The 23,409-nt window shown below is 26.1% G+C and carries 26 protein-coding genes and 7 tRNA genes; 8 read left to right on the top strand and 25 right to left on the bottom strand.

Annotation, left to right across the window (positions count from 1 at the left end):
* Positions 1–88: 88 nt before the first annotated feature.
* Together KQ877_RS04285 and KQ877_RS03125 are read right to left on the bottom strand one after the other, a co-directional pair.
* On the bottom strand, positions 89–1,804 hold the full coding sequence (locus KQ877_RS04285; protein ID WP_216536022.1) for an APC family permease: 1,716 nt from the start codon (positions 1,802–1,804) through the stop codon (positions 89–91).
* A 117-nt stretch (positions 1,805–1,921) separates the two neighbouring features.
* Entirely contained in the window at positions 1,922–3,142 is a 1,221-nt protein-coding gene (locus KQ877_RS03125; protein ID WP_216489143.1) for an arginine deiminase family protein, read from the bottom strand.
* A 412-nt stretch (positions 3,143–3,554) separates the two neighbouring features.
* Between KQ877_RS03125 and rpoE the strand changes: the two genes are divergently transcribed.
* Genes rpoE through rpmE form a run of 3 tightly spaced genes read left to right on the top strand, consistent with a single transcriptional unit; the run spans position 3,555 to position 4,752 of the window.
* Positions 3,555–3,809, top strand: coding sequence for a DNA-directed RNA polymerase subunit delta (gene rpoE / locus KQ877_RS03120; protein WP_216489145.1), 255 nt, complete (start codon positions 3,555–3,557; stop codon positions 3,807–3,809).
* Between the two features lie 45 nt (positions 3,810–3,854).
* Positions 3,855–4,478: a thermonuclease family protein gene (locus KQ877_RS03115; protein ID WP_216489147.1), complete on the top strand. Its 624-nt coding sequence runs from the start codon at positions 3,855–3,857 to the stop codon at positions 4,476–4,478.
* Positions 4,479–4,536: 58 nt separating this feature from the next.
* Positions 4,537–4,752, top strand: coding sequence for a 50S ribosomal protein L31 (gene rpmE / locus KQ877_RS03110; protein ID WP_216489149.1), 216 nt, complete (start codon positions 4,537–4,539; stop codon positions 4,750–4,752).
* Positions 4,753–4,808: 56 nt separating this feature from the next.
* On the opposite strand, the gene KQ877_RS03105 is transcribed toward rpmE, so the two are convergent.
* The 5 genes from KQ877_RS03105 to glyA all read right to left on the bottom strand — a co-directional run bounded on the left by KQ877_RS03105 (position 4,809) and on the right by glyA (position 10,322).
* Complete coding sequence (locus tag KQ877_RS03105; protein WP_216536021.1) at positions 4,809–6,311, bottom strand: APC family permease; 1,503 nt, start codon at positions 6,309–6,311, stop codon at positions 4,809–4,811.
* Positions 6,312–6,401: 90 nt separating this feature from the next.
* A complete protein-coding gene (locus KQ877_RS04280; RefSeq protein WP_216489153.1) occupies positions 6,402–7,451 on the bottom strand; it encodes an LLM class flavin-dependent oxidoreductase in 1,050 nt (349 codons plus the stop codon).
* Positions 7,452–7,465: 14 nt separating this feature from the next.
* On the bottom strand, positions 7,466–8,536 hold the full coding sequence (locus KQ877_RS04275) for an LLM class flavin-dependent oxidoreductase (protein WP_216489155.1): 1,071 nt from the start codon (positions 8,534–8,536) through the stop codon (positions 7,466–7,468).
* A 24-nt stretch (positions 8,537–8,560) separates the two neighbouring features.
* Positions 8,561–8,932 (bottom strand): MarR family winged helix-turn-helix transcriptional regulator, encoded by a 372-nt coding sequence (locus tag KQ877_RS03090; protein ID WP_216489157.1) that lies wholly within the window; start codon positions 8,930–8,932, stop codon positions 8,561–8,563.
* Between the two features lie 133 nt (positions 8,933–9,065).
* Complete coding sequence (gene glyA, locus KQ877_RS03085; RefSeq protein ID WP_216536020.1) at positions 9,066–10,322, bottom strand: serine hydroxymethyltransferase; 1,257 nt, start codon at positions 10,320–10,322, stop codon at positions 9,066–9,068.
* 95 nt (positions 10,323–10,417) lie between these two features.
* Between glyA and KQ877_RS03080 the strand changes: the two genes are divergently transcribed.
* A tRNA-Lys gene (locus KQ877_RS03080) sits at positions 10,418–10,493 on the top strand.
* A 110-nt stretch (positions 10,494–10,603) separates the two neighbouring features.
* Here the strand turns inward: KQ877_RS03080 and rpsO are convergent.
* The 9 genes from rpsO to hrcA form a co-directional block, all read right to left on the bottom strand.
* Complete coding sequence (gene rpsO, locus KQ877_RS03075; RefSeq protein WP_216489165.1) at positions 10,604–10,870, bottom strand: 30S ribosomal protein S15; 267 nt, start codon at positions 10,868–10,870, stop codon at positions 10,604–10,606.
* 77 nt (positions 10,871–10,947) lie between these two features.
* Positions 10,948–11,784 carry an FAD synthase gene (locus KQ877_RS03070; RefSeq protein ID WP_216536019.1) on the bottom strand — a complete coding sequence of 279 codons (837 nt, stop codon included), beginning with the start codon at positions 11,782–11,784 and terminating at the stop codon, positions 10,948–10,950.
* 2 nt (positions 11,785–11,786) lie between these two features.
* On the bottom strand, positions 11,787–12,608 hold the full coding sequence (locus tag KQ877_RS03065; RefSeq protein ID WP_216489169.1) for a YcsE-related riboflavin metabolism phosphatase: 822 nt from the start codon (positions 12,606–12,608) through the stop codon (positions 11,787–11,789).
* A complete protein-coding gene (gene truB, locus KQ877_RS03060; protein ID WP_216489171.1) occupies positions 12,608–13,465 on the bottom strand; it encodes a tRNA pseudouridine(55) synthase TruB in 858 nt (285 codons plus the stop codon). The genes KQ877_RS03065 and truB overlap by 1 nt, the downstream gene beginning before the upstream one ends.
* Positions 13,466–13,537: 72 nt before the next feature.
* Positions 13,538–14,005: a hypothetical protein gene (locus KQ877_RS03055; protein WP_216489173.1), complete on the bottom strand. Its 468-nt coding sequence runs from the start codon at positions 14,003–14,005 to the stop codon at positions 13,538–13,540.
* Positions 14,006–14,165: 160 nt separating this feature from the next.
* Positions 14,166–14,250: transfer RNA gene (locus tag KQ877_RS03050), tRNA-Leu, on the bottom strand.
* Positions 14,251–14,253: 3 nt separating this feature from the next.
* Positions 14,254–14,329, bottom strand: a tRNA-Thr gene (locus tag KQ877_RS03045).
* Positions 14,330–14,413: 84 nt separating this feature from the next.
* The gene (locus KQ877_RS03040; protein WP_216536018.1) at positions 14,414–15,238 is read right to left on the bottom strand and encodes a nucleotide exchange factor GrpE; all 825 of its coding nucleotides are present in this window, start codon (positions 15,236–15,238) and stop codon (positions 14,414–14,416) included.
* Positions 15,238–16,233: a heat-inducible transcriptional repressor HrcA gene (hrcA, locus tag KQ877_RS03035; RefSeq protein WP_216536017.1), complete on the bottom strand. Its 996-nt coding sequence runs from the start codon at positions 16,231–16,233 to the stop codon at positions 15,238–15,240. The genes KQ877_RS03040 and hrcA overlap by 1 nt, the downstream gene beginning before the upstream one ends.
* A 122-nt stretch (positions 16,234–16,355) precedes the next feature.
* Here hrcA and KQ877_RS03030 point away from each other — a divergent pair, with 122 nt between their 5' ends.
* From KQ877_RS03030 to KQ877_RS03020, 3 genes are read left to right on the top strand one after another with little or no spacing between them, the layout of a single operon-like run.
* Complete coding sequence (locus tag KQ877_RS03030; protein ID WP_216536016.1) at positions 16,356–16,853, top strand: hypothetical protein; 498 nt, start codon at positions 16,356–16,358, stop codon at positions 16,851–16,853.
* Positions 16,840–17,268 carry a DUF4231 domain-containing protein gene (locus KQ877_RS03025; RefSeq protein WP_216489181.1) on the top strand — a complete coding sequence of 143 codons (429 nt, stop codon included), beginning with the start codon at positions 16,840–16,842 and terminating at the stop codon, positions 17,266–17,268. The genes KQ877_RS03030 and KQ877_RS03025 overlap by 14 nt, the downstream gene beginning before the upstream one ends.
* On the top strand, positions 17,258–17,659 hold the full coding sequence (locus KQ877_RS03020; protein WP_216489183.1) for a DUF4231 domain-containing protein: 402 nt from the start codon (positions 17,258–17,260) through the stop codon (positions 17,657–17,659). The genes KQ877_RS03025 and KQ877_RS03020 overlap by 11 nt, the downstream gene beginning before the upstream one ends.
* 74 nt (positions 17,660–17,733) lie before the next feature.
* On the opposite strand, the gene KQ877_RS03015 is transcribed toward KQ877_RS03020, so the two are convergent.
* The 5 genes from KQ877_RS03015 to proS form a co-directional block, all read right to left on the bottom strand.
* A tRNA-Arg gene (locus KQ877_RS03015) sits at positions 17,734–17,810 on the bottom strand.
* A gap of 4 nt (positions 17,811–17,814) precedes the next feature.
* Positions 17,815–17,889 (bottom strand) — tRNA-Cys (locus KQ877_RS03010).
* Between the two features lie 103 nt (positions 17,890–17,992).
* The gene (locus tag KQ877_RS03005; protein ID WP_216536015.1) at positions 17,993–18,787 is read right to left on the bottom strand and encodes a Cof-type HAD-IIB family hydrolase; all 795 of its coding nucleotides are present in this window, start codon (positions 18,785–18,787) and stop codon (positions 17,993–17,995) included.
* A gap of 3 nt (positions 18,788–18,790) precedes the next feature.
* Positions 18,791–19,090: a thioredoxin family protein gene (locus KQ877_RS03000; protein ID WP_216536014.1), complete on the bottom strand. Its 300-nt coding sequence runs from the start codon at positions 19,088–19,090 to the stop codon at positions 18,791–18,793.
* Positions 19,091–19,178: 88 nt separating this feature from the next.
* Positions 19,179–20,618, bottom strand: coding sequence for a proline--tRNA ligase (gene proS, locus KQ877_RS02995; RefSeq protein WP_216489189.1), 1,440 nt, complete (start codon positions 20,616–20,618; stop codon positions 19,179–19,181).
* 134 nt (positions 20,619–20,752) lie between these two features.
* Between proS and KQ877_RS02990 the strand changes: the two genes are divergently transcribed.
* Positions 20,753–21,091 carry a carboxymuconolactone decarboxylase family protein gene (locus KQ877_RS02990; RefSeq protein ID WP_216489191.1) on the top strand — a complete coding sequence of 113 codons (339 nt, stop codon included), beginning with the start codon at positions 20,753–20,755 and terminating at the stop codon, positions 21,089–21,091.
* Positions 21,092–21,196: 105 nt separating this feature from the next.
* On the opposite strand, the gene KQ877_RS02985 is transcribed toward KQ877_RS02990, so the two are convergent.
* The 4 genes from KQ877_RS02985 to lgt all read right to left on the bottom strand — a co-directional run bounded on the left by KQ877_RS02985 (position 21,197) and on the right by lgt (position 23,397).
* Positions 21,197–21,271: transfer RNA gene (locus tag KQ877_RS02985), tRNA-Gln, on the bottom strand.
* A 3-nt stretch (positions 21,272–21,274) separates the two neighbouring features.
* Positions 21,275–21,358: transfer RNA gene (locus tag KQ877_RS02980), tRNA-Tyr, on the bottom strand.
* A gap of 132 nt (positions 21,359–21,490) precedes the next feature.
* Positions 21,491–22,408 (bottom strand): NAD(P)/FAD-dependent oxidoreductase, encoded by a 918-nt coding sequence (locus KQ877_RS02975; RefSeq protein WP_216489193.1) that lies wholly within the window; start codon positions 22,406–22,408, stop codon positions 21,491–21,493.
* Between the two features lie 11 nt (positions 22,409–22,419).
* Positions 22,420–23,397 carry a prolipoprotein diacylglyceryl transferase gene (lgt, locus tag KQ877_RS02970; protein ID WP_216536013.1) on the bottom strand — a complete coding sequence of 326 codons (978 nt, stop codon included), beginning with the start codon at positions 23,395–23,397 and terminating at the stop codon, positions 22,420–22,422.
* Between the last annotated feature and the right edge of the window lie 12 nt (positions 23,398–23,409).

The raw sequence follows: 23,409 nt of genomic DNA, 5'->3' as shown, positions 1-23,409 counted from the left end.
AGGTTATAACCTATAAATATACTTATATTTTACAACATTTTTAAAATGAAAGCAAGAAAAAATACCCTTTCGGGTATTTTAGTAAAAATTAACGAGCAACTTCAAATGTTGAAATTCTTAAGTTGTTAAATTCTTGTAATTCTAAGTATAGTTTTCTATCTTCTTCTGATAGATTTTCACTTAATTTTCTTTCATATAGAGCTTTTTTCTTGTTAATGATGAATTTTTCTAATGGAACCATTCCAAACATAAATAGTGCAAATACTGGTAGTAAAATACTTGTTACTAATTGACCAATAAATTCGTTTGATAATGTTTTTGTTCCTTCTACATACATTCCACCATTTGATGATAATAATCCTAAAGCAACGTATGAGTTTAATCCATAAACGAATAGAGCTGAGAATACAAGAGTAACAGCTGTTCATCCAGCTCATACTGTGTGTTTTCCTTCTTCAACTTCAATTCATCTACCTTTACGGTTTTTAAGAGCTCCGAAAATTGATAAAGCGATGAATGCGAATGCTATAACAGCTAATCAGTTAGCCATTAAGTCAGCAAATCCTAAGTTAGAACTAAAGTGTTTTCCACCGTATCCTAAACCATCATAATCATCTGGGAAGTAAGCTAATGAACCTACAACGTTAAATGCAAATACTACTGGTATAGAAATAATAATTGAATAAATTGTTCCTACTAATGGAGTTTTAGAAACTAACATTTTTTTGTAAATTCTGTGTGGAACTCATAGTTCCCCTTCTTTTACTAAATCTTCAACGAATCTTGTACATCACATAACGAATCCGTTAATGATTCCTAGAATTCCTATTGAAATAAACATGTTAATTATTCCAAATAGTCATCCTGAGTTAATTTTTGATAATGGATCTGCAAATCCGTAGAATCCACCTTCTGCAGCTCCTATTGTCATTGAAATAGCTAATATTAAGTATATAGCTGTAACTGATGACAATCCTAAAACTAGTGCTAAAGGAGTTTTTTTAGGTTCAGCCATTTCTGATTGAATACCAGCTGTAACGTAGAATCCATCGTAAGCAAAGAAAATTCCTGCCATTGATGTAAATAGACCAAATATTGGTGATAATCCTTTTAATGATGAAGCTTTAGCATCTCATCATGTAATTTGCATTAAACTTTGTCCAACAGTTGTAGTTGAAGTTTTATCAACTGGTTGACTTAAAGCTCCTCCTGCAAATACTAAACCAATAACAGTAACAACGATTAAAGGTATAAATTTTAAAGATGTAACTATTCAGTTTTGAATGTTACCTAATCATGAACTTAATCCTGCTGTAAAGAAGAATCAAGCTGAGATTCCAAGTGATAGAACCATCATGATAATTCAATCATTTTCTCCAAATGCTTTGTTTATTAATTCACCACCACCAGCAACGAATCCTGATGCAGCATCTTGCATTTGAATAATAACATATAAAGGCATAAAGTAGAAAGTAAATGGTAGATATAAGAATGTCATAAATCATTTACATCCTTTATATACATAAACACCATTAAAGGCTTTATTTCATCCGATCATACCAAGGTTATCGTTACGACCTGAAGCAACTTCAACTAATGCTATAGCCATTGTAACAACTGCAAAAGCAGCTAATGTTCAAGCAAAAATTGATCAGAAAATATTTCCACCAGATTCTCTAAGAACTTTATCTGAACGTAGGAATATTCCTGCCCCAACTGATCCACCGATAACAATTAAGATAGCTGAAAAGAAACTAATTTTTTTCTTTTTATCGTTAGTCATAACTAATTGTTCGTCAGACATATTTTTCCTTTCAAAAAATTTGAGAATTAGGTCTTCTATACATTAGAATATAAAAAGACTTAATTAGATTATAATGTATAACAATATATAATTTGTTAAATTCCTTGTAAATAATTATTATTTAAGATCTTTACGAGATAATGGCATTGACATGCAACGTGCATTTCCCATTCCTAGTGATAATTGGTGTCCATGGAATGGAATAACTGTAATTCCAGCTTTTTCTAGCGCTGCATTTGTTTTGAAGTTACGTGAATATCCAACTACAACTCCTGGGGCTACTGCTAAGTAGTTTGTTCCATCGAAGTGTGTTTCACGTTCAACATCCATTCTTGAAGCACCTTCACCTGCTATTGGTATTAAAATAGGTTTTTCGTGAATGATTGATTCTAATAATTCTTCTAATGGTAATCCGTTTTCTTTAGGTTGTGGATTTTCTTCTGTTAAATCGTAATCTCAGAATTTTAACACATCTAATAGAATAGGTGAGTATAAGAATTTATTTTTATCTAACATTGTTAATCATGTATCTAAGTGCATTAAGTTTGTTCATTTTGGAACGTTAACTGCAACGATACGTTTGAATTCAACTTCTTTATTTTGTGAAATATTTTTAGCTAGTAATGTTACTGTTTCTAAGTCTGTTCTTTCAGAAACCCCAACAACTAATGTTTCGTTAGTATAAACGAATACGTCTCCACCTTCGATTGATAATTTTTGTGATGGGTCGTAGTAACGTGGTGTATTTACTAATTTAGGGTGATTTTTAAATACAAAACGTGAGAATAATGTTTCTCTTTGTCTTACTACATAACGCATGTAGTGGATTGTAACACCATTTCCAACTGATGCAAATGGGTCACGTGTAAAGTATAAGTTAGGCATTGGATCGATAACTAATTCTGGACCTTCTTCAATTCCTAAATCATATTTTGTAATTCCACTCATCATGTATTCGATTTTTTCTCTAGTTGCTTTTGTAGCTAAAAAGCTTCTTACTAGTGCTTTATTTTCTTCTGTTAATACAGGAACTGCTTCTTCTAAGAATTCTTCTATTAATTCATCTTGTGTTTCTTTTGAAACTAGATCAAATGTTTCAGAAATTAAATCTGTTAATTCAACAACGTTAATTCCTCTATCTACTAATGATTTAACAAAACTTTTGTGTTCTTTACGTGCATCATTACTTTCTAGAATAGCTGAAAATAATAATTCATCTAATCTTGATGGAGTGATGTAGTCGATTTCTCGTCCTGGTTCATGAACTAGTACAGATTCTAATTCACCAATTTCACTGTAAACGTGAATTCCGTTAAAGTTTTTACTAAAAACTGACATTTTTTTACCTTCTCTTTTTTTATTATGAATTTTTTAAATATTTTTTAGTATATAAACATATTTAACAATTTTTATGTTATAATTCTTTTGATCTTTTTTTCTTAAAGAATAAAAATGATCTCAAAGGTACTATATTGTGAAATTATTATCATATATTTATACAATCAAAATTATATTACTTATTTTACAAATATCAACTATTTACATACTAAATATAAATAATAATTTAAAAAACAACTATTTCCTTACAAAATTTATATATTTCTTTTTTCTTTCTATTTTCTCAAAATCATTTTTAATTATCTATTATATTATTTTCTAATTTCCTTTATTTTCTTATGTCTACAATATAATATAATAATAAGATCAGGTAAATAGAGATATTCAAATCTATAAAATTGAGGTGTAAATTATGAATAATGAAACAATGTTAACCGTTTCAATAAAAGCGTTTTCAGATAACAAAAAAGAAGAATTAAGCTTTGAAACCATTTTTCAATATGTAAAAAATCGCTTTATAGAAAAATGAACACTTGAAAATAATGGTGTTTTATCAGAAGACAAACTTTTAGAAAAAAAACGTGGAGAATTATACAAACTTTTAACTGTTGATAAAACATTCAATCGACTTGCGGATGGCAACTGACTAATTATCCACAACAATTAACAAGCAATATTGCTTGTTTTTTTATATTTTTTTACTTATAATAATATGAAAACAAAAAAACAAATAAAATGATTATTTATCTTTTTTCAATACATTTTTTTAGGTTTAAGTGTCACAAGTTGTTTTTATTATCAAAACAACAATACTAAAAATATTCAAAATAAAAATCTATATTCATTGACAAAAGAAACAATCAAAGAAGTAATCGATGGTGATACTTTAAAAACATCAAAAAATGAGTTAATTAGATTACAAGGAATTGATACACCAGAGTCAAGAAGATGATTCAATAATACTTGAAAATCAACCCACGGAATAGAAAACAGTTGAGCACTAAAAGCAAAAAATTTTTTAAAACAAATCATTTTAACAAATAAAAATCTAATATATATGGATAGAAAATTTCAAAAATATGATCGTTATAAAAGAACAGTGACACAAATATTTGATTTAAATAAAAAATCAATTAATTTAAAAATGATTAAAAAAGGATTAGCAAGAGTAAATTACATTTCTTTAAATTACAAAAGTATATACTACACAAAAAATGTAAATTATTATTATCAGTTATTAGATAAAGAACAACTAGCTAGAAAAAATAAATGTGGTTTTTGAGCACAATACGAAAAAATAGATCAAATATTTAAATCTAAGGCAATAAAAAATTAAAAAAAAATAAAAATGTGATAAAATAAAATATACAAAGTCAAAAAGGAGTAACTTTAATATGAAACAAGGTATCCACCCAGAATACAGTCAAATGAAAATAGCTTGCTCATCATGCGGAACAGAACATGAATTTGGAACAACAGCTAACAAAATATCAATCGATGTTTGTTCAGGTTGCCATCCTTTTTACACTGGAAACAGAACTTCTGCTAAAGCTACAGGACAAGTTGAAAAATTCAATCGTAGATTTCAAAAATCTCAAGATAAAAAATAACGATTTGAGTGACTTTATTAACTAATTATCACAGGCAACTGTGATTTTTTTGTACCTTATTTTTCATTATCTAATTTAATAAGGTTTGCAAATTCAGAAATTAAATTTCTTTTGTTAATTTTCTTTTCTAAATAAAAATTTAGATAAGGTATGAAAATGAAAATGAAAATCATTAATATATTTAATAGAAATGGTAAATAATGTTTAATTAAATGCTGATTGTAAGCTAAAAATAAACCTCATTTAGCGGGATTTATAAGAGAAGAATTAAATAAAAATGTTATGGTTGTAATAAAATAACCAATTTCAGCCACTAATATACCGATAACAGCAACAGAGGCCATTAAATAAAATAAATAACTATTTATCTTTTTGGTTTCATGAATAGTTTTACGGTTTTTTGCATATAAAAATATTATTATCATATAAATCATAAAAAATATAGCCACAACAAAATTAGTATAAGCATCAATTAAAATGTCAGTATTTAAAATTAAAGAAGGAATAAGAATAAAAATTCCTCATATCATTTTTATAATTACCGAAATTAATAAAGTTGTTTGTTTAAAACCTAATTTATTTGTTAAATAATCTGAACCAAATATTAACTTAGCACTAACCATGTTTTCGATTTCGTTTACAAAAGCACTGGTTAGTCCATTAATTACCCCAAAGGTTGAAATAATTAAGAAAAATAAAATTATATTTAAAACCGCCTGTACTTTTTTTATTTTTAGCGAATCTAAAATAAGTTGACTAATTGAACCCTGATTATGCAATATTGATGAAACTGCTATTAATGTATATAAAATTGTTACAATTGACATTCCTACAATAATCACCCTAGGAAGATTTTTTTCACTATTTTTTACTTTATTACCTATTGAACCTGAAACTAAAAATGCATCATATGAAAATAAAATAGCAGGTAAAATAACAATAACTGCTTTTATTGAAAATGATGAATTATAAAAAGCATTAAATCCCATTATATTGTGTTGAAATGGAAAAATTATACCAACTATTAAAGCAAATAATAAAGGAATAAATTTAATAATTGTTACTATTGTTTGAAAAAATGCGGATATATAAACCGAAAAGAAATTCAAAAATAAAAAGAATGTACTAAAAAATATACCTACTAAAATATGCATCCAAAGAGGAAATGTTAAAATAAAATTTAAATTAAAAGTTTGTGATAGAAAATAAAAAAATATTTCTGAACCAAAAATTCCAATAACAGAAATTAAAATTCCATAATAAAATAAAGCATAAGAATTATTAACAAAATAACCTAATTTATTACCTGCTATTTTGTAAGTTCAGTTACTTATTCCTGATAATTTTGTATGCTTAAATGAACCAATTTCACCAAAACAAACAGCAGAAGATATTGAAATAATCCCTCCAATAATTCAAGCTAATAATCAGGTTATACCATTATGATTAGTAGCTTCAGCAACTGAATTATTTTTAAAAAATATTCCTATTCCAACAACTGATCCCACCATCATCATAATAGAAAAGAAAATACCGATTTTTTTAACTTGATTTTGCATAAATGTCCTTAAGTATAATTTTTATATATATTTTATAACAACAAAGCTAAAAAATAAATTCTTTGCCATTTTTTTGACAAAGAATTTATTTTATTTATTTTTAAAATGATTTTTTACAATTGGAATTACTTTAGTTCCATATAATTCAATTGCTTTCATAACATCTTCATGTTTTAATGATCCAATTGGTAAGTGTAATAAAAATCTATCAATTTTTAAATCTTCAATAAAGTCAATAATTTTTTTTGCAACTGTTTCAGGACTACCAACAAAAAATGGTCTTTTTTCTCCTAAACCATGTAAATAACCTTCATGGGTTAATGGTCTTCATTTTGGTCTTTCTGTTGCAAGTTGATCTACTAATAACTTAGTTGGATAAAAGTATTTATCTTGTGCTTCTTTATCAGTTTCTGCAATAAATCCTCATGAGTGAGTACCAACTTTAATATCTTCTGGTTTGTGACCTGCTTCTTTTGCTGTTGTACGGTATTTTTCAATTAATGCAGCTCATTTTTCTCAATTACCTCATATTATTGCATAATTAATAAAATGTCCTTGCTTAGCAATTTTATAAGTTGATTCAGGTGTTCCTCCTGTTGCTACTCAAATTGGTAATTTTTTATTATTTGCTACTCTTGGATAAATTCCAGTGTTTTTTACAGTTTGAGTGAATTTACCTTCTCAATCTAGAATTTCATTTTCATTAATTGCATCTAACATTTTTGATTTTTCATCAAATAATTCTGAATAATTTTCTAACTTATATCCAAAAAGTGGAAATGACTCAGTAAATGATCCTCTACCTGTCATAATTTCAGCTCTTCCGTTTGAAATTGCATCTATTGTTGCATATTGCTGATAAACCCTGATTGGATCAATTGAAGAAATAACAGTAACAGCAGAAGATAATTTAATATTTTTAGTGCTTGAAGCGGCTGCTGCTAAAACAATTTCAGGTGCTGATACTGCAAAATCTTTTCTGTGGTGTTCACCAATTGCATAAACATCTACTCCTAATTTATCTGCTAATTGAACTTCTTCAATCATATCTCTAATTCTTTGGTCATGTGATATTGCTTCTTTTTGACCTTCAATAACGGTTGTTTCACCAAATGTACTAATTCCTAATTCTATTTCCATAACTACTCCTTTAATTACATTCCTGGTTCTCTTTTTTCTTTATCTTTAAAATATTCTCTTACTTTTGGTGCTACTTCTTTTCCAAAAATTTCAATAGCTCTCATTACATCTTTGTGTTCCATTGAACCAACTGGAATGTGTAAATAAAATCTATCTATTCCTAATAATTCCATTGTTGAAATTATTTTTTTTGTAACACGTTTAGCATCTCCTACAAAAATAGCTCCATCATCTGATACACTGTTTAAATATTGTTCTTTTGATAATGGTTGTCAATGTGATCTTTCTTTTGAAATTTGATCTACTAATTGTTTTGTTGGGTGGAAGTATTTATCAATTGTTTCTTGATCATCATCACCTAAAAATCCTCATGAATGTGATGAAACTTGTAATTGTTTATCTGTAAATCCAAATTGTCTACCAATTGAACGATAAGCATCTATTAAACCTTTAAAATATTTTGGTGACCCACCAATTATTGCATAAGAAATTGGTAATCCTTGTGATGCAATGCTTACTGTTGATTCAGGATTTCCACCTGTTGCTACTCAGATTGGTAATTTTTTATTATTAGCAACTCTAGGATAAATTCCCGTATTTTCAACTGATTGAGTGAATTTTCCCTTTCAATTTAATATTTCATTGTCATTAATTTGTTTTAACATTTCTAATTTTTCAGTAAATAACTCAGAATAATTTTCTAATTTATATCCAAATAGCGGAAATGATTCAATAAATGAACCTCTTCCAACCATAATTTCTGCTCTTCCGTTTGATATTGCATCTATTGTTGCAAATTGTTGATAAACTCTAATTGGATCAATTGATGAAAGAATTGTAACTGCTGTTGATAATTTTATATTTTTAGTTACAGCTGCTCCTGCTGCTAAAACAATTTCAGGTGCTGAAACTGCAAAATCTTTTCTATGGTGTTCACCAATAGCATAAACATCTAATCCTACTTCATCAGCTAGTTTCATTTCTTCAATCATATCTCTTAATCTTTGGTCATGTGATATAGGTTGTTCTTTACCTTCTATTATTGTTGTTTCTCCAAATGTTGTAATTCCTAATTCTACTTTCATTGTTACTCCTTAATTTGTATATTTTTATATTTTTTGTAATAGTTTATTTAATAATAAAATTTCTTCTTGGTTTAATTTTTTAAAAATATTTTTTGTATTTAATTTATGAATTGGAAAAATTTCTGATATTAATTTTTTACCTTTTTCAGTGATATCAACTCAGAAAATTCTTTTATCTGTACTACATACGCTACGTATTACATATTCTTTTTGTTCTAATTTATCAATAACATAAGTTACACTACCACTTGTTAGTAAAATGTGTTTTCTTATTTCATCGATATTTTTTGTTCCTTTGTGGTACAAGTATTCAAGAACAGCAAATTCACTTTGATTTATGTCATAATTAGACAATGTTTTTTTTAAATCTAATATAAGTTTATTATTAGCTCTCATAATACCTATAATGCTTTTTAATTCGTTAATAACTGCCTCCTAAATATCTTGATTTCAAGATAATTATACAACTATTTTTTGTTTGTGATTAAAAAAAATAAAAATGTTGTTTTTTTACAAACAACATCTTTTTTTATTCATTAACTGTATATTTTTTAATTGGAAAATCTGCAGATAATTTTAAAATTTCTTTTTTAATTATTTCATGTAATACATAATTTTCTGGTTCAGATAGTGCTTTATGAATTAAGTTAGCAATTATTATAAATTGGTTTTCTGTAAATCCCCTTGTTGTCATTGCAGCAACTCCTAAACGAATACCACTTGCAACAGTAGGTTTTTCTGAATCATTAGGAATTGTATTTTTATTTGCTGTAATTTTAATACTACTTAAAATTTCTGCTGCTTTTTTTCCTGTTAAACCATATGATGATTTTACATCTATTGTAAATAAATGATTTTGAGTTAGGCCAGAAACTATTTTTACTCCTTTTGAGATAAATTGACGACAAAAAACATTTGCATTTAAAATAATTTGTTGAGCATATTTTTTAAAATCTTGACTTAGGGCTTCTTTAAATGAAACTGCTTTTGCTGCAATTTGATGAACTAAAGGTCCTCCTTGATAACCTGGAAAAACTGAACGATTAATCTTTTTAATTATATCTTCTGAGTTTGTTAAAATTATTGCTCCTCTAGTTCCTCTTAAAGTTTTATGTGTCGTTGTCATAACAACATCTGCATAAGGAAATGGAGAAGGGTGTTCACCGGCAACAATTAATCCTGCAATATGACTTACATCAGCAAATAAATAAGCTCCCACTTTATCTGCTATTTCTCTAAATCTTTTAAAGTCAATAATTTGTGAATAAGCACTGTAACCTGTAATTATCATTTTAGGTTTAATTTCTAAAGCTATTTGTTCAATTTTATCATAATCTAAAAGTCCATTTTCATCAACTTCATAAAAATGTGTTTCATAAAATTTACCACTAAATGAAATTTTATATCCATGTGTTAAGTGACCACCTGAAGAAAGTTCAAGACCTAAAACTTTATCTCCTTGTTCACATAACGCCATATAAACAGCTGCATTGGCAACTGAACCACTATAAGGTTGAACATTTGCATAAGCACAACTAAATAATTGACATGCTCTATTTATCGCAATATTTTCTATTTGATCAACAAATTCACAACCATCATAATATCTAGCATTTGGGTATCCTTCTGCATATTTATTTGTCAAACATGTTCCGATTGCTTTCATAACATCTTCTGAAACATAATTTTCAGAAGCAATTAATTCAATATTATCGTTTTGTCTTTGTGCTTCTTTGTTAATTAATTCTGCAATTTCTTTATCTTTTAACTCTACTTTTTTATACATAATACCTCCAAATTTTGATATTATTTTGATAATATATTATTATACTTTATTTTTATTGCAACAAAAATTATTTTTGTGATATATTAAATATATATGCATCATTAGCTCAGTTGGTAGAGCAGGAGACTCTTAATCTTCGGGTCACAGGTTCGAGCCCTGTATGGTGTACCATATGTTATTTCACCTAATAAAACTCACATTAACCAAATGAGTTTTATTTTTTTTAATTAAAAACTCAGACAGTGTTTAATAATACAATGTCTGAGTTTAATATTAAAAAATTATTTTCTAATTTTTAGTTCTTGAATTAGTTTTAAATAAGCATTTTGATCATTTGATTTTAAGTATGCTAATAATGATTTACGGTGGTTAACTTTTGCCATGAATCCACGCATTGAGTGTAAATCTTTTTTATTTGTTTGGAAATGGTTTTTTAATGATTCAATATCTTCAGTTAAAATCGCAATTTGTACTTCAATTGATCCTGAATCTTTTTCATTTTTTCCAAATTTTTTAATTAATTCAAGTTTTTTTTCTTTTGTTATCATTTGTTCTCCTTTTAAACCCAGCATAAAAAATTTTTTTAAACCGAGCAAAAAATATTAATTTGCAATATGCAAAACTATTATACCTTATTTTTAAAAAAATTAATTGCTTCTTTGAAATCAGACTTAAAAATCTTATTTTCTGCTATGTGATGTATGTTTCTAAAATTTTTAATAACTTCAATAAATAATTCATCAAAAAATAAATTATCTTCTTCTAAATCTAAAAAGACAACTTGATTTTCTTTTGATTCATAATTTATAAAAATAAACCCATGATATTCAATATCTTTATAAACTAAATTACAAAAATAAATTCCGGCAGGTAATTTTACTAAATTTTTAGGAAAATCAAACTTGTAATTTTTAATAGATGTAATAAACGCATAATCTTCAATTAATAAATTATTAGCAACTTCTAATTTTCCTTCTTTTATTAATTGTCTAATAATTGTACTTGAGATTTTTGTGTTATTAATTTTCTTTTCTTTAATTATGTGAACAATAAAGTGTTTTTTTAAAAGTTCATTATTACCTTGACGGTTAAATCCAAATCTAAAATCTGATCCTGAAATTATTATTTTTACATTTAATTCTTTTAATTTATTAATAAAAGTAAGTGGATCAATATTTTTAAAATTTTCATCAAAATTTATAACTATTGTTTTTTGTACTTCCAAATGGTCTAAAGTATAAATTCTTGATTTTAATTGAAAAATTTTTTCTATATTGTGTAATTTATTTTTAAATAATAAACAAGCTATTTGATAGTTTTCATTTTGCTTTTGTAATTGCTTTGCTAATTTAAATAATTCATAATGACCTAAATGTAGTGACTCAAATGCACCTAAAACCATAATGATTTCAGGTCTATTATCATTTTCTTTATACTCAATAGGTCAATTATAAACATCCATATTTAATCTATAAATCCTTTTTCTAATAAATATTTATAAGTTCCAAAATCATCAACATGATATGCAACATCATCTGCAATTTCTTTTAAAGTTTCTTCAGCATTTGCCATCGCAACACCCAATCCTACTTCTTCAAGCATTTCACGATCATTACCAGAATCACCGAATGCAACAACTTGATCTAATGTCATATTTAATTTTTGAGTTAGAATTTCTAGTCCCTTTGCTTTATTAACTCCTTTTGCAGCAATAAAAATACCACCTTCTCAATTTGCTTGAACTGTAACATCTAAATTATGTCATTCAAATAAATTTTCATAATATTTTTTTGTTAAAGGAATTTCTTTTGAAATTACTGTTATTAAAAAGTTAGATTTATCTTCTGCTTTAAAATACTCTGAAATATCAAAAAAATCATTTTTAAATGGTTCATAAAATCAATGATTGATATTGAAGTGTTCATTGTAATAACCTTTATTTTTTCCCACTATTGAAAAAGCTATTCCTAAATCTTTTGTATTTTCATAAAAAACTTTAAAATCTTCAACACTTATTTGCTTTTCAAAAATGTATTCTTTTTTTTGTACATCTAAAATAAATGACCCGTTACCACCGATAAAATAATCAACATAAGGAGTATCTAATTTATTTCCGATAGTAAAAATATCTCTAGCTGTAGAAAAAGCAATAATAAATCCCTTTTCTTTTAATTTTTTAAACATTTTTTTAATTGTATCTGATAAAGGTAAGTTTTTTTCACCATCTTTAAATGGTAAAATAGTTCCATCAATATCAAAAGCAATTAATTTATATTTTTTATTCATTATTGATCTCTTTTCTCTATTTCTTTTAAAACTTGGGGTCAAAAAATTTTGATAATATTTACTTTATTATCAAAAAAATCTGCAATGGCAACAATTGTATTATTGTATGTAATTAGTCTTTTGCCATTTTCTTTTTCATTTGGAGAAATAGTTTGTGTTTTATTTAATATATTTAATTGTGTATTATTAATTTTATAAGAAAATAAACCAAATAATTTATAAAAATCAATAATTTGATAAAAATCCTGATTTTTAGTTATTTCAATATTACCAATTTTTGTTCTAAATAATTCAGTCATAATTGCATCTGTTTTTAATTCAAGTCCTAAATCATGAACAATTGACCTAATATAAGTTCCTTTTGAAACTTTTGTTTGAAATTTTATTATTCCTGTTTGTAAATTATATTCAACTAAATCTAAAGTATATATCTTAATATCATTGGTTTTTAAACTAAAATCTTCATTATTTCTTGCTAATTTATAAGCTCTAACCCCATTTATTTTTTTAGCACTAAAATTTGGTGGAGTTTGTTTAGTTTGTTTTTTAATTTTTTCAAATGCTTGTTTAAGTTCTTTATGAGTTATTGATGTTTTTGGTAAATAAGTTACTTCTTCTTCTGAATCAAAAGAAGCACTTGATGCTCAAAGTTGCATAGTACAAATGTATTCTTTATCTTGAGTTATTAAATAATCAAGTAATTTTGTATCATTTTCAGTTGCAACTATTAACAATCCTTCTGCAAGAGGATCTAAAGTACCTGCGTGACCTATTTTTTTTATGTTATGAGTTTTTTGGAATTCTCTTATCATTTTAAAGGAACTTATTGACTTTTTTTTATTTAATGCATAAAACATATTTTCTCCTAGCATTTAAATTGTAAACTATTATTACAAATAATAAAAAAACTGCTAAGATAAGCAGTTTAATTATTTCACTTTATATCCTGAACGGTAAACAGATTTTATTTCTTCACCATTTACTTTTTTAAGAATATATTCACCTTCTTTTTTATTTCTAAAGTATTTATAGTGTGCGACGTCACCATTTGCATAAAAAAATGTTGCTGGGCCTTCTAAATAATCATTTGTATAATTAGTTATTTCTTTATCGCCATTTGCGTAATAAAATGTTGCTTCACCATGTTTTAGATTATTTACATATGTAAAAACTTCTTTATCTCCATTTGCATACGTCATTGTAGCATCACCTTCAGCTTTACCGTTTTTATAAGTATAATTAGCTACATCACCATTAGGAACTTTTAATGTTGCAGGTCCTTGTTTTAGTCCATCAACATAATTATAAAATTCTGTAGTACCACATTTAAAATAAAAAATTGCTGGACCTTGTTTTTTCCCATCAACTATATCTACTTCTTCTCTGAATTCATACATAATTCCTCCTATGTTTACTATTTAATTTTAAAACAAAAAAAATAAAAAATTAAAAAAAGCATAAAAAAAAGGCTAAAAATTCACTTTTTGCTTTTTTTAACCTTAATTTAATAAACATAAAAAAAATTGCTTAGGAGCAATTTTGGACTTTTGCAAGATTTGGTGCGCGAGGAGGGACTTGAACCCTCACGCCGTAAAGCACTAGTGCCTAAAACTAGCGTGTCTGCCAATTTCACCACTCGCGCAAATGGTGCCGCCTATAGGACTCGAACCTACGACCTACTGATTACAAGTCAGTTGCTCTACCAACTGAGCTAAGGCGGCATTTATTTAGTTTGCTTATATATTATACATTAAAAAAAATAATTTGTTAAAAAAATTAAGGTTTATTTTACCTTAATTAATTTTTTACTTTTGAATAACAACAAGAGCAGGTTTTAAAACACGATCATGTAATTTATATCCAGCAGATTTTACTTTTAAAATTGTTTCAGTTTCGACACCTTGATCATCAAAATCAAATACTTGGTGAACGTTAGCATCAAACATATCTCCAATTTGAGGATCAATTTTAGAAATTCCATAATCTTCTAATGTATTTTGCATTTTAGTTAACAACATTAAAAACCCTTTAGTATAAGCTGACACTTCAGCATTTTGAGATTTTAAACCAACATTAATAGCTATTTCTAAATTGTTTAAAGACATCAAAAAATCTTCAAAAAAGTCCTGTAATGCGTATTTTTTAATTTCTTCAATTTCTTTTTTGGTTTGTTCAGAATTATGTTCTCTAAATTTATTTATTTCAACTTGTGCTTTAGCTTGTAAATCTGACGCTATTTTTTTAAATTCTTCTTGTTTTTTATTTAAATCTTGTTCATAAGAAAATATTTTTGTAATATATTGTGCAATTTGTAAATTTTGATCATTTACTTTTTGTTTTAAGGTTTGAATTAATTTTCTTTCTTCTATTCTACTTTTAGTTGGTGAAAAAACTTTTAATATTTCAATTGTGTATTTTGTTTTTGTTTCTTGATTTTCTAAATCATATTTTTTATTTAATATTATGTTTTTTGTTTCTAATAAATATTTTTCTACAAATAAATCAATTTCATGAAAACCTAAAACTATTTTTTTTGTTTCGTTAGATGCTTTTTCATTTTCTTTTTTAGTTATTAAATTTAAAGTAATATTATCAAATTCTTTTACAATTATTTCATTATTTTTTATCATTATAAGTCCTTTTTAAGTAATTTTTCTACTGTATCTAATGTATCAAATGCTTTTGAATAATCTATTCTAGATGAACCTACTATAGTTATTTCTTTGATGTTTTTTTCATTTTCAAATTCTATTTTTTTAGATATTAAACTTATATTAGGTTGCTTAATGTCAAATCTTATACTGCTATCTTCATCTAATTCATTTTCAAGAGCTTCTCAAACGGAATGATTTTCTACAAAGTCTAATATTTCAACAATTTTTTCTCTTGAAATATCACGACTTAAAATTATTTGATTTTTATTATATATTTTAGCGACATTTTCTTCTTTAAAAACGAAAATATTTTTAATAAACTCTTGAATTATTAATTCATAATTTTTAACTTGATTTGAAAACATTGGAATAAGAGCATAAGCACGCGCTGAAAGTTCAATTAATGGTGTATCAATTAACCTATCTTTAAATAATTTAACTGCTATTCTTACATCTTCTATATCAATTTTTTTAGCATCAAAATTAAACATTTTTGATTCAACTCTTCCTGTACTTGTAATTAAAACAATAATTGCTGAATAACCATTTAAAACAGTTAATTGAATACTTTTTAAAACTTCTGAAGAGTTATTTGATGTTGTTATTAAAGTTAAACCTGCAACTTCACTTATAACATTTGCAGCTTGTTCTATGGTTGTATCAATATTTAATCTTCTTTTTGCTAAAATATCTTGTAATTTATCTTCTAGATATTTTTGAGGATTATATGCTAAATATTTTGCATAATATTCTAAACCTTGAATAGAGGGAATCCTCCCACTACTTGTATGATTTTTTTGCAAGTAACCTTTTTTTTCTAAACTATGCATTAAATTTCTTATCGTCGCACTAGAACATTCCATTTGGAATTTATCTCCTAAAAATTGTGAACCAACGGGCTGTCCTGTTTCTATATAAATTTCAACAATTTTTTTTAAAATGTCTTGTTCCTTAAAATTGATTTGTTCCATTGTTACCTCTTTATTATGCTTTTTAGATTTATATATAATATTATAGCAAAATTAGCAATCTATTAGCACAATTTAATTGCGACTGCTAAATTTATTTTAACTATTGCTGTATAATATTATTTATGGAAAATAAAGAAAATTTAACAAATCAAAGAATTCTTAAATATATTGAACAAAATTCAAATAAATTTATAAAAAAGATAAAATTTGCAACAATTTTACAGTCAGTTATAAATTTTGCTATTTTACTTCTTAACCTTTCTGTTTTAATTTTGAGTAGTTTCACAATAAAATTAGGAGTGCAATGACTAAAAACAGCTCCTAAGGAAGAGGCAAATAGCATCATACTTACTATTTTTGTTTCTGTTTCCACAATTGCTTTGTTTATTTTAGCAGTTGTTCAAGCAATTTATAAATCAAGAGCAAAAACATATAGTTACAAAAAAATTTATGAATCATTATTTTATATAAATATGTGCTATATAAATGACACAAAATACACATCAAATGAATACAAAAAACAAAAAGATGAAATTATTAAATTAAAAGATGATAAGCCCAACCAAAAAATTAAAGATATTATTATAAATGTTTTAGTAGGTAAAAATGACAACAAGTAATCCAATTGAATTTGTAAATGATATAAAAGATAAATTAGCAAAAAAATTATGAATATATTCATTTTGATATTACTTTTTAAATGTTGTAATTATGTTAATCTCTTTAACTATTAGTATTTTGGGATCAATTCAACTATATAACGGATTTGATGGCTTTGGTGATTGAAACAAATATCTTTTAATAACAACCGGTATAAGTGCTGCTATTACTTTTTTAACATCTTTAATTAGTTTTTTTGTTTTAAATAAAAAGATCAATAAATATAAAATAAGAATTAATAAAATTAATTTTGAATCATTATTGTGAAAAGAAAAAATAGGAGAATATAAACACAAAAATAGAGATTTAACTTTCTTTAAAAAAGTTGCTGAAATCTGTAATTTAAAATGACAAGGAGTAGAAAATGGAAAATAAAGACAATTTAAATTTTGAAGAAATAAAAGATTCTAATGAAAAAATTGCAATTTATCGAAAAAAATTTATTATAAGTAGATTAATTTATATTTTAATTGCAATAACAATTATGGTTATTTCAAGTTTACAAATACTCTTAAACTTATTTGCAATTCGTTGAAATAGTGAACCAACTTTAAAACTATTATTTTTAATTATTGCTATCATTTCTACAATCGTTGTTTTTTTACAATCTGTTTTACTTTTCTTTGACTTTAAGAATTCAAGAGAAAAAAACTTAGCTAAATTAAGAAGTATTCAGCAATTAAAAGAAAATTATTTAAAAAACCCTGAAGAATTCAATATATCACAAATGGCAAATGCAATTTATGATATCGATAAAGAAAATTAATAAAGTCACTATGTTGACTTTATTTTTTTAATAAAAAAAGCAACTTAATTGTTGCTTTGGTCAATTTCTTGAAATGGCGCGCCCGGCAGGAGTCGAACCCGCAACCTTTTGGGCCGTAACCAAACACTCTGTCCAATTGAGCTACGGGCGCACATTGGAGCCACCAACCGGATTCGAACCGGTAATCGAGGTGTTGCAGACCTTTGCCTTGGCCGTTTGGCTATGGTGGCAACACATAGCTTCTAATTTATGCATTAATATTATATATATAAATTTAAATTTTGTTACAAAAAAAATAAAAAACTAAATAAAAAAATGAAGCATGAAGCTTCATTATAATTTTATTAATTTATTTAATGTTTTAGCAACACCTGATTTTTTGTAATTAAATCCTATTTCTGTTGCTATATTTTTAAGTTCTTGATTTGAATTTTTCATTGCAATTAATCCACCTAAATGATTTACAGAACTTGCATCATTCATACTATCTCCGATATGAATAGCTTTTAGTGGATCTATATTTATTAATGAACATATAAAGCTATTTGCTTTACCTTTTGTTGCATTAATATCAGTAATTTCTAAAGCTCTATTATTTCCAATTGAAACAACATTAACGTCAATAAATTCTTTTAATAATTTATTTTTTAATTCTGTTAATTTATTTTTTTTAGATGAAATAACTAATATTTTAGTAACATCATCAATATTTTTGGCTTGTGAATTTTTTTGTACTGTATACTCTTTTTTAAAAAACTTAATAATCCTTGACATTAAAGTATCTGAATATATAATTTTTTGTGAGTTAACAAAAAAAGAAAATTTTTCTTTTGATAATAAATCCACAATGTTTAAATAAGATGATTTATTGATTGTGTATTTTTTTATTATATTTCCAACTTTATCAAAGATAATTGCACCATTTTGAGCAACACCATAGTTTAAACCTAACATATTAGTCATTTCTAATAAATTTTTATTAAATCCTCGTCCTGTTGAAATAAAGCAAGGAATTTTTTTATTTATATTTTGTATGGTATTTATGTTCATGGTACTAATGTTATTGTTTTTTAAATCAACTAAAGTTCCATCTAAATCAATAAATATAGCTTGCGGTCTAAATTCCATATATTAACCTAAAACTAATTTTTCTAATTGTGGTAAAGGAATGAATCCAACTTTTGAATCTACCATTTTTCCGTTTTCGAAAATGTAGTAACTTGGAATTGAAGTAATTCCATAATCTCTTGCTAATTGACGGTTTTCATCAACATCAACAGAATAAACAACAACTTCATTATGTTTAGCTACAAATTCTTCTACAACAGGTTTAAACATTGAACACATACCACATCATGTTGCGGTAAATAGTACAATATTTTTTGGCGCAGATAGATCTAAAGTTTCATCTTTTTTAACTTGTTTTATCATTTTTATCTCCTTTAATTTTTATATTTATATTATATAGAAATAATAATTAAATTTTAAAAAAGTAATTTTTTTGTGTTTTTTTATATCATTAATAAGATTTTGCAAAAATTACATTCCGTTTTGTTTCTGTTCCATTTATAACACAACTTGATTTTTTATTGATTTTAATTGGGTCTTTAAATGGGATACAACGTGCTGTAGCGCCTGTTTCTTGTTGAATAAATTCCTCAGCGGTTTCATCACCACAAAAAGGAATCATAACTCATTTTCCTTCAGCAATTTTTTGTTTAAATTCTTGATAATCATTTGTTGTAACTATATTATCAATCATTCTTTTATGCGCTTGATTATATAAATTTTTATGAATATCATCAAATAATTTTTTAATTGTTGTTTTTATGGATTTATCAAATTTTATAGTTTGTTTTTCTAATGTATCTCTTCTTATTAAAATAATTTCTTTTGTTTCTGCTTCTTTTGAACCTATTTCAATTCTTAATGGTGTACCATGGATTTCACTATTAGAAGCTTTAAAACCTGGATTTTTATTACTTGAATCAAGTTCAACACGGAAAAATTTAGATAAGTATTTTTTTACTTCTTGAGCAAATTCTTTTACTTTTGGATCTTTATGTCCAAAAATTTCTAACACATCAATTTGTACAGGTGCTACTCTTGGAGGAATAATAATACCTCTATCATCACCATGAGCCATAATTAAGGCACCAATAAGTCTTGTAGTTACTCCCCAACTTGTTCCATAAGCATATTCACGTTGGTTTTCTTTGTTTTTAAAAGTGATATCAAAAACTTTTGTAAAATTTTGTGATAAATAATGACTTGTTCCTGCTTGAAGTGCACGCCCATCTTTCATCATAGCTTCAATTGTATAAGTAGAACATGCACCTGAAAATTTTTCTCTAGGTGTTTTTTTACCTTGAATAACTGGCAATGATAAATATTTTTTAAGAAAATTAGCATAAATTCTTAGCATAGTTTTTGTTAATTTTCTAGCTTCTAACGCATCGGCATGAACTGTATGTCCTTCTTGTCATAAAAATTCTGTAGTACGTAAAAATGGATTAGTTGTTTTTTCTCATCTAATAACATTTGCTCATTGATTATAAATTAATGGTAAATCATTATAACTTTCAACATTATCTTTAAAATAAGTTGAAAATAAAACTTCACTTGTAGGACGGATATAATATTTTTCAGTTAAAGGTTTTCCTCCAACTTCAGTAACTGTTGCTAGTTCAGGGTTAAATCCTTCTAAGTGATCTTTTTCTTTTTGAATTAATGAATCAGGAATTAAAAGCGGGAAATAAACATTTTTTACACCTTGTTTCTTAAATTCGATATCTAGGTTTTTTTGAATATTTTCTCAAATACCATATGATAAAGGTTTAAAAATAATTGTACCTCTAGCTTTTCCATAACTAATTAGATCTCCATTTTTAATTACGTCTAAATATCATTTTGAAAAATCTTCTTCTAATGGGGTAATTTTTTCTAATTTTTTTGCCATTTTATTCCTTTCATAAAATAATATTAATTTTCACTAAATAAATATATGTAAATTATATAATATTGCACAGTTAATAGTTATAAAATAATGTTATAATAGTTTAAAAATATAAAGAAAAATAAGGAGTAAAAGAAATGCATGGATTTCATGACCCAGAAAAGAAGCAAAAATATTACACACAATTAAAAGAAGCAAAAGGTGATTATATTGAAGCTTATGAAAATTTTTCTAGAACTGTTTTTAGAGATGATGTATTATCTACAAAGCAAAAAGAATTAATTGCCTGTGCTATTGCAACTTCAAAAAGATGTATATGATGCTTAGAATCTCATTTACCTAAAGCTAAAAAAGCGGGGGCAACAAAAGAAGAAATTATTGAAGCAGTTATGGTTAGTTCAATTTTTGATGGTGGGCCAGCTATTGCTACTACAATGTTAGAAATAATGCCACTACTTGAAGAATTGTTTAATTAATACTAAAAAGCACTTATTGAATTAAAAAAAGTGCTTTTTTATTTTTAAAATTTAATTAAAAAATAAAAACAGAAGTTAATCTTCTGTTTTTAGGTCATTTCTGATTGGCTGCCCTTGTTAGATTCGAACTAACGCATGGAGGTACCAAAAACCTCTGCCTTACCGCTTGGCTAAAGGGCAAAATGGTGGGAGGGGAGGGATTCGAACCCCCGAACCGTGAGGAAGTGGGTTACAGCCACCCGCGTTTGGCCGCTTCGCTACCCTCCCATTTGCTCTTTCTTAAAGTGCAATATACATTATAATACAAATTTAAAAACTTTTATAAAAAAAAATAATTTTTTTATTTATTTTTGAAAATAAATCATTTATAAAATTTGCGTAAAAAAATACCCGAGGGTATTATAAACGATTTGATAAAATTTTTGCTGCGATTGTTCCATCATTTGTTGCTGTGGTAATTTGTCTTATTGCTTTTTGCCTTACATCACCAATAGCAAAAACGTTTTTTATTTTTGTTTCCATGTCCTCATTAGTGATTACAAAACCATTTTCATCTAAAATATCTAATTCTTTTAAAAATGCAGTACTTGGACGAAAACCAATGTAAGGAAAAATTGCACTCACTTCAATTTCTTTTATTTGACCATCAACATCAGCTAAAATTTTTTCGACACCATTTTCGCCATTAATTTCTTTTATTTCGCTATTTAATAAAAGGGTAATATTATTACGTTTTTTTAGATCATCAACTAATGATTGTTCTGCTATTGTGTGATTATCGCGTACAAAAATATAGACATGGCTTGCTATATTAGAAACATAAGCTGCTTCTTCTATTGCGCTATTTCCACCACCAATTATTGCCATGGGTTTATTTGCATATAAAGGACCATCACAAATTGCACAATAACTTAAACCTTTTCCATCATATTTTTCGATGTTTTTTATTGAAGATGGAATATTTGAAATCATACCGGTTGCAATAATTACTGCTTTTGAAGTTAATTTTGAACCATCAGCCATAATTACTTCTTTGTATTCATCTTCTTTAGAAATAATTTCTTTTACATCGCCATATAAATATTTAGCACCTAAATTTGTAGCATGCATAAACATTCTTAGCGCTAAATCAGAACCTTTTATTGTTTCATCACCTGGTCAATTTTCAATTTTTGATTGATTTGGTAATTTACCACCTGGTACTGATTTTTCTAAAAAAGCCGTACTTAATTTTGCTCTTTGACTATAAATTGCAGCTGTAAGTCCAGCAGGCCCTGAGCCTATAATTAAAACGTCATAATCAGTTGTATTTTCCATTTTGATTCCTTTTATGCTGCTTTTGATTTTAATAATTCTTTACGTTGTTTTTCTTTTAATTTACGTAAAGTGTATAATTCTGAATCTTCTCACACGTAAAAATGTAGAAGTTTGTTTCATTTAGGTGATTTTGAAGGTTCTACTAAATAAACCGTATAACGCTTATTTATAGATAATTCAAAATATAAAACCATAGTAATTCCAAAAATAATGTATAAAGAACTAAACACATTATAAAATGTATAGTGATCTTGTCTTAAATTTTCCATACTAATTCTTATAATTCCATAGAAAATTCAATAAAGTCCACCTGTTGTTCCAGGTCTTAATCAATTGTATTTATTTAAAATTCAAACAAGTGTTATATATCCAATTAAGTTTGCAATTGATTCATAAATAAATAAAGGAACTCTATATGATGAAATACCATTATAGTTTATAAACATTTGTTTTTTAATGATATCAGGTAATCATACAATTGATAAATCATCTGCTGAAATTGCTTTTCCAAATAGTTCGTGATTTGAAAAATTTCCTCATCTACCAATTGCTTGTCCTATAAATACTGCAGGTAAAATAATTGAAAAACATTTTTTTATGTCAATTTTATGCCTAAAAAATGATAAAAAGATAATATCTGCTATCGTAGCAGTAACTACTCCACCTTGAATCGATAATCCACCTGTTCAAACTTTATATCAGTTTGATTTTAAGTATATTCAATCTCCTCAAGCCATTCTTTCAAAAATGAAAAATAATCTCGCACCAACAATTGCTGAAGGTAATGTAATAATTACTACTGTTGCAAAAATTTCAAAAGGATATTTTTCTCTTCTTCAAAAGTAATAAACTGTTAAAATAGCACAAAACATACCAAGCATCATTAATAATGAATAAAGTCTTATATTACCTAATTTTAAAACTGTATCAGGATCATCAGGAATATATCCACTAAATGCTTGAATAGTTTTTTCTAAAAAAGCTTCCATGTTCTTCCTTTC

It is taken from the genome of Mycoplasma zalophi (genome assembly GCF_018914005.1).
GTDB lineage: Bacteria > Bacillota_I > Bacilli_A > Mycoplasmatales > Metamycoplasmataceae > Metamycoplasma > Metamycoplasma zalophi_A.
Note: the sequence above shows the minus strand (reverse complement) of the source record. Positions and strands in the feature narration are given on the sequence as shown.